The organism is Methylobacterium sp. J-070, assembly GCF_022829385.1.
Taxonomy (GTDB): Bacteria; Pseudomonadota; Alphaproteobacteria; order Rhizobiales; family Beijerinckiaceae; genus Methylobacterium.
In genome coordinates this window covers 55405-70716 of record NZ_JAKSXX010000201.1, presented here as the reverse complement: position 1 = coordinate 70716, position 15312 = coordinate 55405, and the positions used below count along the sequence as shown (strand labels likewise).

The following is a 15312-nucleotide window of genomic DNA, read 5'->3' as shown; positions in this document are numbered from 1 at the left end:
CGCGGGGCGGTCCCCGCCTCGCCCGAAGGTGCCTATCGCCTCGGATACCCGTCCACACCAGTCCCGCCCGCCCGGACGCGGGCAACAAAAAAGGGCCCCGAGGGACCCTGCATGCGCCACCGCCCGGATCGCGGCCCTATCTCAGGGCCGCCCCGTCGGTGACGCCAGCGCTACAATAAGGACCGTGGTCATCGGATATCCGAACCTGCCCCGCGGCGACCGCCCGATCCCCGGATGGGTCACGGCTGGCGCGCGGAGCGTCGGGCCTCATAGCGGAGAGCGCGGGGGCGGTCAACGCATCCGTGCGTCGGTTCGCGCCGGTTCGGTCGTGGAGCCGCGTTCGCGGCGCTTCCTGTGCCGGGCCCCGGATCAGGTTACGCTGTCGCTTCACCTGTCCGGGAAAGGGGGCCGACGAGGAGACAGCACGCGGCCCTCTCCCGGGCGCAGGGAGCGAGAGCGGAACGCGACCTGGGCTCCACGCAGGAACCGCGCGCAGCGGCCCCACTCAGGTCAGCGGCGGCGGCACGCGTCGGACCCAGTTGCTCGCCGCATCGTAGGCCGCGCCGAGTTGCAGGCAGGCGAGCTCGCCGTGGTTGCGGCCGACGATCTGGATGCCGGTGGGCAATCCGGCCTCGCCGAACCCGGCCGGCACGTCGAGGGCCGGCAGGCCCGCCATGGTCACGGGGATCACGGTCTGCATCCAGCGGTGATAGGTATCCATCCGCCGGCCGCCGACGGTCTCGGGCCAGCGCAGCGCCTTGTCGAAGGGGAAGACCTGCGTCGACGGCATCACGAGATAGTCGTACGCCTCCATGAACCGGCGCAGGGTCTCGTACCAGCGCGTGCGCCCCTCCAGGGCCGCGATGATCCGATCGGCGTTCAGCGCGAGCCCCCGCTCGACCTCCCAGGCGGCCTCCGGCTTGAGCAGGGCCCGATGGCGCGGCTCGTCGTAGAGCGGGCGCAGCGCCGCCGCGACGGTCAGCGCCCGCAGCACCAACCAATCCTGCCAGAGCTGCTCCATGTCGTAGCGGGGCACCGCCTCCTCGACGATGCAGCCGATCTCGACGAAGGTCCTCAGCGCCGACCGCCCGAGGTCGAGCACCCCGGCATCGAACGGGATCTGGCCGCCGCAATCGCCGAGCCACGCGATCCGGGTGGCTCGGAAGTCCCGGGCGAGCGGGCTCGCGAAGGCGGACGGATCCTGCCGGATCGCGTTCGGGCAGCGCGGGTCGTAGCCGGCCTGGACGGAGAGCATCAGGCCGATATCGGCCGGCGTCCGGCCGATCGCCCCGAGCACCGCGAGCCCGGGGCTGAACACGTCCTTGGCCTCGGCCGGGATCCGCCCCCAGGCCGGGCGCAGGCCGTAGCAGTTGTTGAAGGCCGGCGGGTTGCGCAGCGACCCGGCATGGTCGCTGCCGTCGGCGACCGGCTGCATCCGCAGGGCCACCGCCACCGCGGCGCCGCCGCTCGACCCGCCCGCACTCTTCGCCGTGTCGTAGGCGTTGGCGGTGGCGCCGTAGACCGGGTTGAAGCTGTGCGAGCCGAGGCCGAATTCGGGCACGTTGGTCTTGCCGATGAAGATCGCCCCGGCGGCGCGCAGCCGGGCCACCATGAGCGAATCCGCGTCGGCGATCCGGTCGGCGAAGATCGGGGACCCCTGCGTGAACCGCAGGCCGCGCACCGGATCGAGATCCTTCACGGCCAGCGGAAAGCCGTGCAGCGGGCCGACGGCCTCGCCGCGCGCCAGGACGGCGTCGGCGGCCTCGGCCTCCTGCAGAAGCGCCGCGTCGTCCCGCAGGGCCACGATGGCGTTCACCTGGGGGTTGAGACGGTGGATCCGTGCGAGATAGGCGCGCATCACCTCGACGCAGGAGACGATCCGGCCGCGGATGGCGGCGGAGAGGTCCACCGCACCCATGGCCGTGATGCCGTCCTGTCGCGCGTCCTGCATCGGCTTCCGTCCTTCGAAGGGATGATTACAGTCCGTGTCGGCTGCGGATACGTCGTAGGGCCGCCATTTGGCGGAGCAGCATCGGCGGCCGCCAGAACGAATTAGAATCTCCGCGGCTCATCTGCGACCTAAAAATTGAAGCCGAAACGAAATCACCGCATCTCAAGGAACTTGAGGTCGACACCCGAGCGGCGAAGGTTCAAGCGGCGATATCCGTCAGCAGCTGCGATATGCCTATGGCAAGCTCAGAACTGCACCACCAGCCGCTCTCGACGCCAACCGCGCTTCGTGCGGTATAAGCGACCGACACAGTTTATGATGCGCATCCGGGTCCTTCGTGCCTTCCGACGGCGCTTCGAAGCAACCCAATCACGTTATATTATAATGTCTTTATAAACATAATGCATATTTAAAGATTACGTATTGAAATTTCTCGATCATTCGACTGATTTTAAGTGTATATCAAAATCGTTGCATGCGCCACAAAGCTATGCTCTGTTGCCACGCAAAGTTAAAATCCTCATTCGAGTCACATATCCTTCGGCCTCGGATGCGCAACGATGCTTAGATGTACAAAAATTCACTGCGTCTCAATTTGAATATCTTCAATAGGGCGCAAGCTTAAAATCAAGGTTCCGCGAGCAAAGATTCATCATGAGCTATGATCTATATTTTGAATTTCACTCGCCAGTCAAAATGCCGACTATTATAGATTACTTTTCAACAAGAAGAAGCTATCAGATATCTGGCAACGAATTTATTTACAAAAATAAAGAAACCGGAGTCTATTTTGCATTTAGATTTACAGAAAATGGGAAAAAAATTTTCAGAAAAAGCCTCATAAACGGACATTTTAACATAAACTACTGCCGTCCAAGCTTTTTTGGGCTGGAAGCACAGCAAGAACTCTCATCTATTGTTGCAGCGCTGCCGTGCAAAATCCACGATCCGCAGATGCATGGCATGGAAAACGGGCCCTATACGAACGAGGGCTTCTTGCGAGGATGGAACTTTGGCAACCGTTTCGCCGTGCAGGCGATCCTATCCCAAAGTAAGCACAAAATCTGGAGTTTACCTACGGCACGTCTTCACGAAACTTGGCGGTGGAACTATGAACTTCCAGCGCGCTCCGCGCAATACGGGGAAAGGCAATTTCTTCCGCGCATCATGTACTTTGGCATCAGTCACGCAGCACAGACCGTAATCGTCTGGGGCGATGGATTGCCTGCATTTTTGCCTAAGGTTGATTTCGTTTTGATGGGCCGCTCAGAGAATGAAACGCCCAGCTTCAGCCTCACCGCATGGAAAACTTTGACTGATCTCCTACAAAGCATCGGCTATCGAGAAGAAATATCTGGCTTCAATCTAGACTACTCGATCACACCGGATGCGATTCTGTCTTTTATCAAAAACATGACGCCAACCGAAAAATCAGCCCTGACGCGAATTCCCGCAGATGATATCTTTGATGAGGAGCTGATTAGAGATATTCCAAATTCAGGCCGAGATCTCAGCGGCCAGACTGCCATAGAATAAACCTATAGGGTTCAAGATCCGTATTCAGAGCTTCGTCATCACCCCCATCTCCTATGATCTTGGTGCCTTAGACGGCGTATCGCCCCGGCCTCCAGCGCTTCTGATAGCACCGGAGCGTTCACCTGATTATACGCCTGCTCGACGGAGCCCCTTCCGCTGACACCTATTCCAATGCCACCGACCAGGGCATCGTCTCCTCGCCGCGGAACACCACGACGGTGGTGTCCTCCACGGAGACTGCCTCGGCGACGCGGCCCGGGCGGCGTTCCAACGTCACGGTCGCGGCATTCGGCTCCAGCCCGTGGAAGCGCGCGCCGTTGAGCGACGCGAAGGCCTCGAACTTATCCAGCGCCCCCTCCTCATCGAACACCTGCACGTAGGTCTGAAGCGCGGAGGGCCCACAGAACACGCCGGCGCAGCCGCAGGACGCCTCCTTGGCGCCGCGGACATGCGGGGCCGTATCGGTCCCCAGGAAGAAGCAGGCCTCCCCGGAGGTCGCGGCCGCGCGCAGGGCCAGACGGTGCCGCTCGCGCTTGGCCACCGGCAGGCAGTACAGGTGCGGGCGCAAGCCCCCCTGGAAGATGTGGGTCCGGTTGATCACGAGGTGATGGGGCGTGATCGTCGCCGCGACGCGCGCGCGGTTCTCCCGGACCACGTCGAGGATCTCCGCCGTGGTGGCGTGCTCCACCGTCACTTTCAGCCCCTGATGGCGGGCGAGCAGCGGGATCAGGCTGCCCTCCATGAAGGCGGCCTCGCGGTCGAAGATGTCGATCTCCGGGTCGGTGGCCTCGCCGTGGATCAGGAGCGGCATGCCGATCCGCTCCATCCGCTCCAGTACGGGGGCGATCCCGAGCAGGTCGGTGACGCCCGCGTGCGAATTCGTGGTCGCGCCGGCCGGATAGAGCTTGGCGGCGATCCAGACTTTCTCCATGAAGCCGCGCTCGATCTCGTCCGGATCGGTGTCGTCCCGCAGGTAGCAGGTCATCAGCGGCGTGAAGTCCATGCCCTCCGGCACGGCCGCCAGGATCCGCGCGCGGTAGGCCTGCGCGGCGGCCACACGGGTCACCGGCGGCACGAGGTTCGGCATGATGATGCCCCGGGCGAACTGCGCCGCCGTGTAGGGCAGCACCGCCTTCAGCATCGCGCCGTCGCGCAGGTGGATGTGCCAGTCGTCGGGACGGCGGATCGTGATCTGGTCGGCGGCGCCCATGATCTCAGGCCTGCCCGAACGAGGAAATGCCGCCATGGGCCGCCGACCACTCGGCCGGGGCGTTGAGGAAGCGCTCGACCTCGGCGAGCGTCTTCGGATCGAAGGTGCCCATCTCCTTGGCCACCGCCAGCACGTCCCACCACGTGGTGAGGTAGTGGAGCTTGATGCCGATCTCCTGCATCAGCGCGGCGCTGTCGGGGAAGATGTCGTAGTAGAATAGCACGAAGCAGTGATCGACCGTGGCGCCGGAATCGCGCAGGGCCTTGCAGAAGTTGACCTTGCTGCGCCCGTCGGTGGCGAGGTCCTCCACCAGCAGGGTGCGGGCACCCGCCACCACCTCGCCCTCGATCTGCGCGTTGCGGCCGAAGCCCTTGGGCTTCTTCCGGATGTACTGCATCGGCAGCATCAGCCGGTCGGCGATCCAGGCGGCGAAGGGGATGCCGGCGGTCTCGCCGCCCGCGATGTGGGTCAGCGACTCGTAGCCGATCTCGCGCACGATCGTGGCGGTGGCGAAATCCATCAGCGTCGCGCGCAGGCGCGGATACGAGATGATCTTCCGGCTGTCGGTGTAGACCGGGCTCGCCCAGCCGGAGGTGAACTTGAACGGCTCGTCCTTGTAGAAGAGGACCGCCCCGATCTCCAGGAACATCTTGGCCGCCTCGCGGGCGATGACCTTCCGGTCGAGGGGCAGGAAGGGGCTGGTCATGCGGCGTGCGCGCTCCGCTCGAGGCGCTCTCCGGGGACGTCAGGACCAGTCCCGCCGGGGAGCGCGCGTGAAAATGGGGCCTGACCGCCCTCCTCTCCCCTGTCTCCGCCAGCGTCAACCCTGATCGCGGCGCTATCCGCGCCTCAGGCGGTCTTGTCGGTCCGCAGGGGCTTGTCGGCCCGCAGATGCGCGAGGTGCCGGATGGCGAGGGCGTAGCCGCCCGTCCCGAAGCCCGCCAGCACGGCGGTGGCGGCGAGCGACACGTAGGACTGGTGGCGAAACGCCTCCCGCCGGTGGACGTTCGAGATATGGCACTCGATCACCGGCACCTCGCAGGTGTTAAGCGCGTCGAGGATCGCCACGGAGGTGTGGGTGTAGGCGCCGGCGTTGATGACGATCCCGGCCGAACCGACCCGGAATTCGTGGATCGCGTCGATCAGCCCGTGCTCGGCGTTGCTCTGGCGAAAATCGATCCGCAGCCCTAGGCCGGAGGCGGTCTCGCGGCACAGGGCCTCGACGTCGGCCAGCGTCTCGCGGCCGTAGATCTCCGGCTGGCGGAGGCCCAGCAGGTTCAGGTTCGGCCCGTTCAGGACCAGGACGGTGTCGTTCATCGCATCCCTCGCGGTCCGAGAGGTGCGGCAAGCGCCGGCCCAACACAAGCCCACCCTGTCACCGGCGCGCGGATGTCCCGTGTCGGGCCCGGCTGTCTCGGTTCGGGCGGTTCTGTTTCCAAGCGCGCGGCGCTATCCCGGGCGCCGGTCCGAGGGACGTGCACGGAGGATACGCGATGGCAGGATCCGGAAACGCCGCAGCCGTGGTGATCGCGGTGGCGATCACCGGCTCGGTGCCGCGCAAGAAGGACAACCCGGCCGTGCCGGTCACCGTGCCCGAGCAGATCGAGTCGACGCATCAGGCCTTCGAGGCGGGTGCCACCCTCTGCCACATCCACGTGCGCAACGACGACGAGTCGCCCTCCTCCGATCCGGAGAAGTTCGCGGCCGTTCAGGAGGGGCTGCGCAAGCACTGCCCCGGGATGATCGTCCAGTTCTCCACGGGCGGCCGCGGGCGCGATCCGTCCGCCCGGGGACTGTCGCTGAAGCACCGACCCGATATGGCCTCGCTGTCCACCGGCTCGGTCAACTTCCCCACCATCGTGTACGAGAATTCCGCGAGCCTCGTGACCGACCTCGCCGGCCAGATGAAGCAGTACGGTGTGCGGCCCGAGATCGAGGTCTTCGACCTCTCGCACCTGCACGGGGCCAAGCGGCTGGTGGAGGCGGGCCTGATCGACGCGCGCCCGCACGTGCAGTTCGTCATGGGCGTCCAGAACGCGATGCCGGCCGAGGAGCACCTGCTCGACATCCTCCTCGCCGAGACCCGACGGATCCTGCCGGAGGCGACCTGGACGGCCGCCGGGATCGGCCGCAATCAGGCCGTGGTGATGGACTGGGCGCTCGCCCGCGGCGCCGACGCGGTCCGCACCGGCCTGGAGGACAACATCCGGGTCACGAAGGACAGGCTGGCGGCGAGCAACGCCGAGCTGGTCGAGCTGGCCGCCGAGGCCGTGGCGCGCCACGGCCGCCGGGTCGCCACGCCCGCCGAGGCCCGGGCGGCGCTCGGACTCGGGTAGAGCGCTGGGCGCTGGGCACCGCGGCGGACGCCGGCTCGGCGCGGGAGGGCAACTGCGGACACCGGCTCTGGGCCGGTCCCGATCGGGTGATCCCGGCCACAGCCACTTCCAGAGGCGCGAACGGGACAGCCGATGCGAGCGGTCTCGGTCCGGTGTCGGGTCCCGTGTCGCGGGGCGATCGGACACCGTCCCGGGCCACCTTCTCAGGCGCCCACCGGCGTGCTAACGGTCCGCCCGCGCGGGTGTAGCTCAATGGTAGAGCAGCAGCCTTCCAAGCTGAATACCCGGGTTCGATTCCCGGTACCCGCTCCATCCCACGCTGCCCGCCCGCGCCGCCCGCGGCCATGGGGGGCCGGCGTCTCCCCGATCAGGCGATCATCATGAAGGTATCGGCCGACCTGTGCATCGTCCCGATGGGCGTCGGGCCGTCGGTCTCGCCCTATGTCCGCGAGATCAAGGCGATCGTCGAGGCCAGCGGGCTCACCGCCACGATGCATCCCAACGGCACCAACATCGAGGCCGAGCTGTCCGAGATCTGCGCCCTGGCCGAGCGCTGCGAGGCGCGGCTCGCGGAACTCGGCGTCCAGCGGACCTTCTTCACGCTGATCTTCTCGACGCGGCGGGACAAGGACCAGTCCATGGCCGACAAGCTCGCGGCCGTCTCCTGACAGAGGCCCCCGCGTCGACGCGGCCGTGATCCGACCCGCGGCCTCGCGCGTTCCACCTGTCCGGTCGCTTGCGTGCCGGAGTGGAGGACGGCATGGCCGAGCAGAAGACCGACGATGTGCGCATCGAGCCCTATGACGGACCGGCAGGCGGCTGGGGCTCGGCCCGGTCCCTCGTCGAGATCCTGACCCGCGAGGGCGTGCCGGTCACCGGCTCGGCGATGCTGCTGAAGCAGAACAAGCCGGACGGGTTCATGTGCGTGTCATGCGCCTGGGCGAAGCCGGCGAAGCCGCTCGCCTTCGAGTATTGCGAGAACGGCGCCAAGGCCACCGCCTGGGAGCAGACGCGTCGGCGCGCGACCCCGGACTTCTTCGCGGCCCACACCGTCACCGAATTGCTCGGCTGGAGCGACTACGCCCTGGAGGAGCAGGGCCGCCTCACGCACCCCATGCGCTACGACCCCGCCAGCGACCGCTACCGGCCGGTGTCCTGGTCGGACGCCTTCGCCGAGATCGGGCGGGAGCTGAAGGCCCTGCGCCAGGACGACCCGAGATCGGTGGTGTTCTACGCCTCCGGCCGGGCCTCCCTGGAGACCAGCTACATGTGGGCGCTGCTGGCGCGCCTCTACGGCAACAACAACCTGCCGGATTCCTCCAACATGTGCCACGAGCCGACCTCGGTGGCGCTGCCGCAATCGATCGGCGCGCCGGTCGGCACGGTGCTGCTGGAGGATTTCGAGACCACCGACCTGATCTTCTTCTTCGGCCAGAACGTCGGCTCGAACGCGCCCCGGATGCTCCACCCGCTCCAGGAGGCAAGGCGCCGGGGCGCGCAGATCATCACCTTCAATCCGCTGCGCGAGCGCGGGCTCGAGCGCTTCACCAACCCGCAATCGCCGGTGGAGATGGTGACGCGCTCGGCCACCCGGATCTCGACCCAGTACCACCAGGTGAAGGCCGGCGGCGACCTCGCCGCGCTCACCGGCCTGTGCAAGATCCTGCTCGCCCTGGACCGGGACGCCACCGCGGCCGGCAAGCCGGCCATCCTCGACCACGCCTTCATCGCCGAGCACACCCACGGCTTCGCGGAGTTCGTGGCGTTCTGCGAGCGCCAGGATTGGGCGACGATCGAGGGGCGCTCGGGCCTCACCCGCAATGCCCTCGAGGCCGCGGCGGCGGCCTATGCCCGCGCCAAGGCGGTGATCGGCATCTACGGGATGGGCCTGACCCAGCACCGCAAGGGGACCGAGACCGTGCGGATGCTGGTCAATCTCCTGCTGCTGCGCGGCAATATCGGCAAGCCCGGCGCCGGCATCTGCCCGGTGCGCGGTCACTCGAACGTTCAGGGCCAGCGGACCGTCGGCATCACCGAGAAGCCGGAGCTGGTGCCGCTCGACAAGCTGAGGGACCTCTACGCGTTCGAGCCGCCGCAGGAGAAGGGGCTCAACACGGTCGAGACCTGCGAGGGCATTCTGGACGGCCGGGTGAAGGCCTTCGTCAGCCTCGGCGGCAATTTCCTGCGCGCGATACCCGATACCGGCCGGATGGAACCGGCCTGGCGGCAGCAGCGCCTGACCGTGCAGATCTCGACCAAGCTCAACCGATCGCACCTGGTGAACGGGGCCGTGGCCTACATCCTGCCCTGCCTCGGCCGGATCGAGATCGACCGCCAGGCGGGCGGGCCGCAGGCGGTGTCGATGGAGGATTCCACCGCGCGCTTCCACGGCTCCCGGGGCGTGTCCGACCCGGTCGGGCCGCACGTGCGCTCCGAGCCCTGGATCGTGGCCGAGATCGCCAAGGCGACGGTGCCGCCGAACCCACGGATCGACTGGGACGCCTGGGTCGCCGATTACGGCCGGGTGCGCGACGCCATCGAGGCGACCTACCCGAAGGTGTTCCACGACCTGAACGGGCAGATGTTCCGGCCCGGCGGGATCACCAAGCCGCTCGGCGCCCGCGACCGGAAGTGGGAGACGGAGACCGGCAAGGCCAATTTCGCCGTGCCGGCGGGGCTCGAGGCCGACCCCGACCTGCCGCCCCGCGGCCGGGACGTGCTCGACCTGATCACCCTGCGGTCGAACGACCAGTTCAACACCACGGTCTACGGCTACGACGACCGGTTCCGCGGCGTGAAGGGCACCCGCGACATCCTGTTCATGAACCGCGCCGACATCGCCCGTCTCGGGCTCAGGGATGGCGGCTCGGTCGACGTGGAGACGGAGGCGGCCGATCAGGTCCACCGGCGCGTCGGCGGCCTGCGGGTGATCGCCTACGACATCCCGGAGGGCAATTGCGGCGGCTACTACCCGGAGCTGAACGTCCTGCTGCCCCTTTGGCACCATGACGAGCAGTCCAAGACGCCGGCCGCCAAGGCGATCGCCGTGCGGGTGACGGCCTCATCCCGCCCCGGCTGAGGAAGCCGCTGGCGCATCGGCGCGCGCTTCGGCAAGGATCCGGCCATGGATCAGGCAACCCCACCCGACGCGCGGCCGGACGCGGAGGCGGACACCCGACTGCGCGGCCTCATCGACCGGATCGCCGCCGGATCGCCCCTGCGGGAGCCGGGTGCGGATCTCGCGCACCTGAGCGCGGGCGCGGACGCCCTCGCCTCTGCGGGCGGCGGGACCGACGCCGAATCCGGCGGCCTGCCGCTCGCCGGGGCCGACCTGTCCGGAGCCCGGATCGAGGAGGCCGATTTCTCGGGCGCGAACCTGCGCCGGGCCAACCTCGCCGGGTCGGTCGGGCGCTCGACACGCTTCGCGGGCGCGATCCTCGAAGAGGCCGACCTGTCCGACGCCGACCTCTCCGGGGCGGACTTCACCGGCATCGTCGCCGGGCAGGTGAGGTTCGCCGGCGCCATGCTGGAGGATGCGCGCTTCGGGCAGGCGGCGATGCGCTTCGCCGACCTGTCCGGCGCCCTCCTCGACGGGACCGACTTCGCCGGCGCCGACCTGTGGGGTGCCGACTTCTCCGGGGCGGATGCCGACGACACCGTGTTCCGCGACGCCCGGCTCGACGAGGCCAAGCTCGCCGACGCCAACCTGACGCAGGCGGACTTCGCCGGCGCCAGCCTGGCGAAGGCGACGCTGGCGGGCTCGCGGCTGCGCGGCGCGAACTTCGCCGGGGCGAAGCTTGACGGGGCGGACCTGTCCGGCGCCGACCTGTCGGACACCGACCTCGTGCGGCTGAACCTCGCGACCTGCCGCCTGCGGCACGCCCGCTTCGCCGGCGCGTGGCTCAACGGCACGCGGATGAGCGTGGAGCAGCTCGGCGGCGCCGTCGGCGAGGAGGTCGCCGGCGCCTACGAGGCCGCCCAGGCGAGCTACCTCGCGCTGGAGCAGAACTGGAAGAGCATCGGCAGCCACGACGCGGCGAGCTGGGCCTACAAGCGCGGTCGCCGGATGGGCCGCTTCCACGCCGGGCGGCAGGCCCGCACCGCCTGGAGCGACCGGGACGGGGCCGGCATGCTGCGGCACGGCTATCGGTGGAGTGCAGACCGGTTCGTCGAATGGCTGTGCGACTACGGGGAGAGCCTGTCGCGCATCGCCCGGGCCTTCGCGCTGCTGATCGCGCTGTTCGCCGGCCTCTACGGCCTGACCGGCGGGCTGTTCATCGTGGAGGGACCGGAGGCCGGGCCGACCTACAACCCCCTGGATCTCCTGAGCTACAGCGCGCTCAACATGATGACCGCGAACCCGCCGGAGATCGGCCTCAAGCCGACCGGGCGCGTCACCAACCTGCTGGTCGGCATCGAGGGCGGGGTCGGCATCATCCTGATGGGGCTCTACGGTTTCGTCCTCGGCAACCGCCTGCGCCGGTGAGGACCGCCCTCACTCGTTGACGCTGAGCCGCTCGATGACGAGGCTCAGGTCCTTCCGCAGGGCGCGGATCTCCGGCTCGCTGAGTTCGAGCTGGCACATCACGCTCTCGCGGACCGACACCGCCTCGGAGCGGAGCGCGGCCCCCGCCGGGGTCAGCGCGATCTCGACCTCGCGCTCGTCGGACTGGCGGCGGGTCCGAAGCAGGAAACCGGCGCTCTCCAGCCGCTTCAGCACCGGCGTCAGCGTGCCGGAATCCAGGCGCAGGCGCCGGCCGATCTCCGAGACGGTGACGCCGTCCTGCTCCCAGAGGACGAGGAGGACGAGGTATTGCGGATAGGTCAGCCCGAGCCGCTCCAGCAACGGCCGGTAGGACTTGGTCATGCGATGCGCGGCGGCATAGAGGGCGTAGCAGAGCTGGTTATCCAGCAGCAGCGGATCCGCCTCCCGTTCCGGCGCCATCGTCTCGGCAGTGTACGCCATATCATTCGCCTATCGCGGTCCACGCGCCGCCATTCCGACCGCGACCGCGGGTTGATCCGTATACCACAACACGGGAAGCCGCCGCACAAGACCCGGTGCGGCAACTGGGTTTCCGGGCACACCCCCGGGTGCACGATCCGCTAACCGCGCGGTTGAAGCGCCGCTAGACTGTCGAGGAAGCCGGCCTCATCCTCCAGCGTCCGGAGATCCAGGAGGATCGCGTCGCCGCTGATGCGGCCGATCACCGGCACCGGCAGGGTCCGCAGCCGCTCGGCCAGGCGCTTGCACCGGCCCCCGGCACCGCGCCGGGGGTCCCCGGTCCCGGCGTCCGGCGTCAGCACCAGGGCGGCGCTGGGCAGGGTCTCCACCGGCAGGGCTCCGGATCCGATCTGGCTGATGCAATCCGCCACCGAGACCGTGGCCGATCCCGACAGCCGGTCCGCCACCGCGGGCGCGAGGTTGCGCGCGCGGGCCGCGATCGCCGCCCGGTCGCGGGTCAACAGGCGGAGCGTCGGCAGCTCCTCGGCAAGCCGCTCGGGGTGGAGGTACAGACGCAGCACCGCTTCGAGGGCCGCGTAGGTCATCTTGTCGACGCGCAGGGCTCGCTTCAGCGGATTCTTGCGGACCCGGGCGATCAGCGCCTTCCGGCCGGCGACGATGCCGCATTGCACGGCGCCCAGCAGCTTGTCGCCGCTGAAGGTCACGACATCCGCCCGCGCCAGGGCCGCCCGGACGGTGGGCTCGGGGGGCAGGCCGTAGGCGGCGAGATCCACGAGGCTGCCGCTGCCGAGATCGTCGGCCAGCGGCACGCCGCGCTCCCGGCAGAGGCCGTGCAGGGCGTCGGGATCCGCCGCCGCGGTGAAGCCCGCGATGGCGTAGTTGCTCGGGTGGACCTTCATCACCAGGCCGGTGCGCGGCCCGATCGCCTCCGCGAAGTCGCGCAGATGCGTGCGGTTGGTGGTTCCGACCTCGCGCAGCCGGCAACCGGCCCGCACCATCACGTCGGGGATCCGGAAGGACCCGCCGATCTCCACCAGCTCGCCGCGGGAGACGATCACCTCCTTGCGCATCGCCAGGGCGTTCAGCACCAGCAGGACGGCGGCCGCGTTGTTGTTGACGACCACCGCGGCCTCGGCGCCGGTGAGACGGCAGATCAGGCTCTCGACGTGGTCGTCGCGCTCGCCGCGGGCGCCGCTGGCGAGATCGAATTCGAGGTTGCTCGCCTGGCCCATCACGGCGGCCACCGCCTCGACGGCCGAGCGGGGCAGCAGGGCGCGGCCGAGATTGGTGTGCAGCACCGTCCCGGTGAGATTGAACACCGGCCGCAGGGAGGGGCGTCGCTCGGCGACGAGGCGCTCCGCGACGGCGGCGCGGAGCGCCGACTCGTCCGGCACGGACGCGCCCTCCGCCCGGATCCCGGCGAGCACCGCCCGGACCGCTTCGGTGATGGCCGTCCGCCCGTAGGCGGCGAGCGCCTCCGGCGCGGCACCGCCGACCAGGCGCTCGACCGAGGGCAGGCGGCGGGGGCCTTGCGCCGCAGCGGGAGGCGAGCGGGTCTGCGCGGAGGAACTCATGCGCGACCAGACATATAGACCCGCCGCGATAGGGTCAGCCCGATCGCGCGCATAAGCCGCGCCGGTTGTCCTGCCCCCGGCGCGACGTTAAGGCCAAACCCGGAAACCAGTCGCTGCCGGCGCGCCGACCCTTGCGGGACCGCCCCGGTCGCGCGACCAAGCCGACCCGCCGAGCCTCCTCGGGAGACGCCGCCATGTCCCGATCTACTGCCCTCATCCACCCGATGATCCTGTGCGGGGGGACGGGGACGCGGCTGTGGCCGGCCTCGCGCGAGAGCATGCCCAAGCAGTTCGCCAAGCTGGTGGATGCCCGCGCCTCGACGTTCCAGGCGAGCCTGGAGCGGGTCGCGGACCCGGCGGTGTTCGCCCGGCCGACCGTCATCGCCTCGGCGGAGGCCCGCTTCATCGTCGCCGAGCAGTGCGGACAGGTCGGTCTGGCCGCCGACATCCTGCTCGAGCCGCAGGGCCGCGACTCCGCCGCCGCCGTTGCGGTCGCGGCGCTGCACGCCGCCCGCCTCGACCCGGAGGCGGTGGTGCTGATCATGGCCGCCGACCACGTCGTCCCGGACACGCAGGCCTACGTGGCGGCCGTGGCCGCCGCCGCCGCCGGGGCCCGGGCCGGCTACACCATGACGCTGGGCATCGAGCCGGACCGGCCGGCCACCGATTACGGCTACATCCGCCGGGGCGAGGCCATCCAGGAGGCGCCGGGGGCCGCCCGGGTCGCCCGCTTCGTCGAGAAGCCCGACCGCGCCGGCGCCGAGGCGCTGATCGCCGAGGGCGCCCTGTGGAACTCCGGCTACTTCCTGTTCCGCGCCGACCTGATGCTGGCCGAGCTGGAGGCGTTCGTGCCCGACGTGCTCGCCGCCGCGCGGGCGGCGCTGGAGGCGGCGGTGACCGACCTCGACTTCGTGCGCCTCGACGCCGAGGCCTTCGCGCAGGCCCCCAAGATCTCGATCGACTACGCGGTGATGGAGCGGACCGCGCGCGCCGGCGTGTTGCCGGTGTCGTTCGCCTGGTCGGATGTCGGGACCTGGGACGCGGTCTGGCAGGTGCTGGATCACGACGCGGCCGGGAACGCGGTGCGGGGCCGGGTGTCGCTGATCGGGACCAAGAACAGCCTCGTGCACAGCCAGGGCGAGGGCCTGACCGCCGTGGTCGGCCTGGAGGACGTGGTGGTCGTCTCCACCCCCGACGCGGTGCTGGTCGCCTCGAAGGCGCATTCGGGGCAGGTGAAGGACCTGGTCAACGCGCTGCGCGCCGAGGGCGCGCCGGAGGCGGACGCGCACCTGCGGATGTACCGGCCCTGGGGCTGGTACCAGCGGATCGACATCGGCGAGCGGTTTCAGGTCAAGCGGATCCAGGTGGTGCCGGGGGGCCGCCTGTCCCTGCAGAAGCACTACCACCGGGCGGAGCACTGGGTGGTGGTGCGCGGCACCGCCGAGGTCACGATCGACGAGCGCGTGGTGCTGGTCCACGAGAACGAGGCGATCTACCTGCCGATCGGCTCGATGCATCGCCTCGCCAACCCCGGCAAGATCCCGCTGGAGCTGATCGAGGTGCAGGTCGGCTCCTATACCGGCGAGGACGACATCATCCGCGTCGAGGATATCTACGGGCGCTGAGCGCCCGCGCGACGCCACCCTGCGACCCGATCACCCGCGGCGCGCCAGGAACATGCGGCCGCCCCGACGGATAGCGGAGGGTGGGCCCGCCCCTTCCTCCACGAAGGCGGTCGC

General features: G+C 68.9%; 12 protein-coding genes and 1 tRNA gene. 7 read left to right on the top strand and 6 right to left on the bottom strand.

Annotated elements, in window-relative coordinates:
* Positions 1-505: 505 nt before the first annotated feature.
* Positions 506-1951 carry an amidase gene (locus tag MKL01_RS21365; protein WP_243907192.1) on the bottom strand — a complete coding sequence of 482 codons (1446 nt, stop codon included), beginning with the start codon at positions 1949-1951 and terminating at the stop codon, positions 506-508.
* Between the two features lie 654 nt (positions 1952-2605).
* Here MKL01_RS21365 and MKL01_RS21360 point away from each other — a divergent pair.
* A complete protein-coding gene (locus MKL01_RS21360) occupies positions 2606-3487 on the top strand; it encodes a hypothetical protein (RefSeq protein WP_243907191.1) in 882 nt (293 codons plus the stop codon).
* A gap of 163 nt (positions 3488-3650) precedes the next feature.
* On the opposite strand, the gene pyrC is transcribed toward MKL01_RS21360, so the two are convergent.
* The 3 genes from pyrC to aroQ form a co-directional block, all read right to left on the bottom strand.
* The gene (pyrC, locus tag MKL01_RS21355) at positions 3651-4697 is read right to left on the bottom strand and encodes a dihydroorotase (RefSeq protein ID WP_243907190.1); all 1047 of its coding nucleotides are present in this window, start codon (positions 4695-4697) and stop codon (positions 3651-3653) included.
* 4 nt (positions 4698-4701) lie between these two features.
* Positions 4702-5403 (bottom strand): orotate phosphoribosyltransferase, encoded by a 702-nt coding sequence (locus MKL01_RS21350; RefSeq protein ID WP_243907189.1) that lies wholly within the window; start codon positions 5401-5403, stop codon positions 4702-4704.
* 143 nt (positions 5404-5546) lie between these two features.
* A complete protein-coding gene (gene aroQ, locus MKL01_RS21345; RefSeq protein WP_243907188.1) occupies positions 5547-6014 on the bottom strand; it encodes a type II 3-dehydroquinate dehydratase in 468 nt (155 codons plus the stop codon).
* A 176-nt stretch (positions 6015-6190) separates the two neighbouring features.
* Here aroQ and MKL01_RS21340 point away from each other — a divergent pair, with 176 nt between their 5' ends.
* The 5 genes from MKL01_RS21340 to MKL01_RS21320 all read left to right on the top strand — a co-directional run bounded on the left by MKL01_RS21340 (position 6191) and on the right by MKL01_RS21320 (position 11519).
* The gene (locus MKL01_RS21340) at positions 6191-7033 is read left to right on the top strand and encodes a 3-keto-5-aminohexanoate cleavage protein (RefSeq protein WP_243907187.1); all 843 of its coding nucleotides are present in this window, start codon (positions 6191-6193) and stop codon (positions 7031-7033) included.
* A 238-nt stretch (positions 7034-7271) separates the two neighbouring features.
* Positions 7272-7345 (top strand) — tRNA-Gly (locus tag MKL01_RS21335).
* A gap of 68 nt (positions 7346-7413) precedes the next feature.
* Entirely contained in the window at positions 7414-7701 is a 288-nt protein-coding gene (locus MKL01_RS21330) for an MTH1187 family thiamine-binding protein (RefSeq protein ID WP_243907186.1), read from the top strand.
* A gap of 92 nt (positions 7702-7793) precedes the next feature.
* Complete coding sequence (locus MKL01_RS21325) at positions 7794-10112, top strand: FdhF/YdeP family oxidoreductase (RefSeq protein WP_243907185.1); 2319 nt, start codon at positions 7794-7796, stop codon at positions 10110-10112.
* Positions 10113-10157: 45 nt separating this feature from the next.
* A complete protein-coding gene (locus MKL01_RS21320; protein ID WP_243907184.1) occupies positions 10158-11519 on the top strand; it encodes a pentapeptide repeat-containing protein in 1362 nt (453 codons plus the stop codon).
* 9 nt (positions 11520-11528) lie between these two features.
* Here the strand turns inward: MKL01_RS21320 and MKL01_RS21315 are convergent, their stop codons facing one another.
* Positions 11529-11999, bottom strand: coding sequence for a MarR family winged helix-turn-helix transcriptional regulator (locus tag MKL01_RS21315; RefSeq protein WP_243907183.1), 471 nt, complete (start codon positions 11997-11999; stop codon positions 11529-11531).
* Between the two features lie 140 nt (positions 12000-12139).
* Complete coding sequence (gene selA, locus MKL01_RS21310) at positions 12140-13573, bottom strand: L-seryl-tRNA(Sec) selenium transferase (protein ID WP_243907182.1); 1434 nt, start codon at positions 13571-13573, stop codon at positions 12140-12142.
* A 194-nt stretch (positions 13574-13767) separates the two neighbouring features.
* Here selA and MKL01_RS21305 point away from each other — a divergent pair, with 194 nt between their 5' ends.
* Entirely contained in the window at positions 13768-15198 is a 1431-nt protein-coding gene (locus tag MKL01_RS21305; RefSeq protein WP_243907181.1) for a mannose-1-phosphate guanylyltransferase/mannose-6-phosphate isomerase, read from the top strand.
* Positions 15199-15312: the final 114 nt, after the last annotated feature.

What these genes read in the sequence shown, in the direction of transcription:
- MKL01_RS21340 (WP_243907187.1), top strand. Translation starts at nt 6,191, where the DNA reads ATGGCAGGATCCGGAAACGCCGCAGCCGTGGTGATCGCGGTGGCGATC.
- MKL01_RS21320 (WP_243907184.1), top strand. Translation starts at nt 10,158, where the DNA reads ATGGATCAGGCAACCCCACCCGACGCGCGGCCGGACGCGGAGGCGGAC.
- MKL01_RS21315 (WP_243907183.1), bottom strand. Translation starts at nt 11,999, where the DNA reads ATGGCGTACACTGCCGAGACGATGGCGCCGGAACGGGAGGCGGATCCG.
- pyrC (WP_243907190.1), bottom strand. Translation starts at nt 4,697, where the DNA reads ATGGGCGCCGCCGACCAGATCACGATCCGCCGTCCCGACGACTGGCAC.
- MKL01_RS21365 (WP_243907192.1), bottom strand. Translation starts at nt 1,951, where the DNA reads ATGCAGGACGCGCGACAGGACGGCATCACGGCCATGGGTGCGGTGGAC.
- MKL01_RS21350 (WP_243907189.1), bottom strand. Translation starts at nt 5,403, where the DNA reads ATGACCAGCCCCTTCCTGCCCCTCGACCGGAAGGTCATCGCCCGCGAG.
- MKL01_RS21305 (WP_243907181.1), top strand. Translation starts at nt 13,768, where the DNA reads ATGTCCCGATCTACTGCCCTCATCCACCCGATGATCCTGTGCGGGGGG.
- selA (WP_243907182.1), bottom strand. Translation starts at nt 13,573, where the DNA reads ATGAGTTCCTCCGCGCAGACCCGCTCGCCTCCCGCTGCGGCGCAAGGC.
- aroQ (WP_243907188.1), bottom strand. Translation starts at nt 6,014, where the DNA reads ATGAACGACACCGTCCTGGTCCTGAACGGGCCGAACCTGAACCTGCTG.
- MKL01_RS21330 (WP_243907186.1), top strand. Translation starts at nt 7,414, where the DNA reads ATGAAGGTATCGGCCGACCTGTGCATCGTCCCGATGGGCGTCGGGCCG.
- MKL01_RS21360 (WP_243907191.1), top strand. Translation starts at nt 2,606, where the DNA reads ATGAGCTATGATCTATATTTTGAATTTCACTCGCCAGTCAAAATGCCG.
- MKL01_RS21325 (WP_243907185.1), top strand. Translation starts at nt 7,794, where the DNA reads ATGGCCGAGCAGAAGACCGACGATGTGCGCATCGAGCCCTATGACGGA.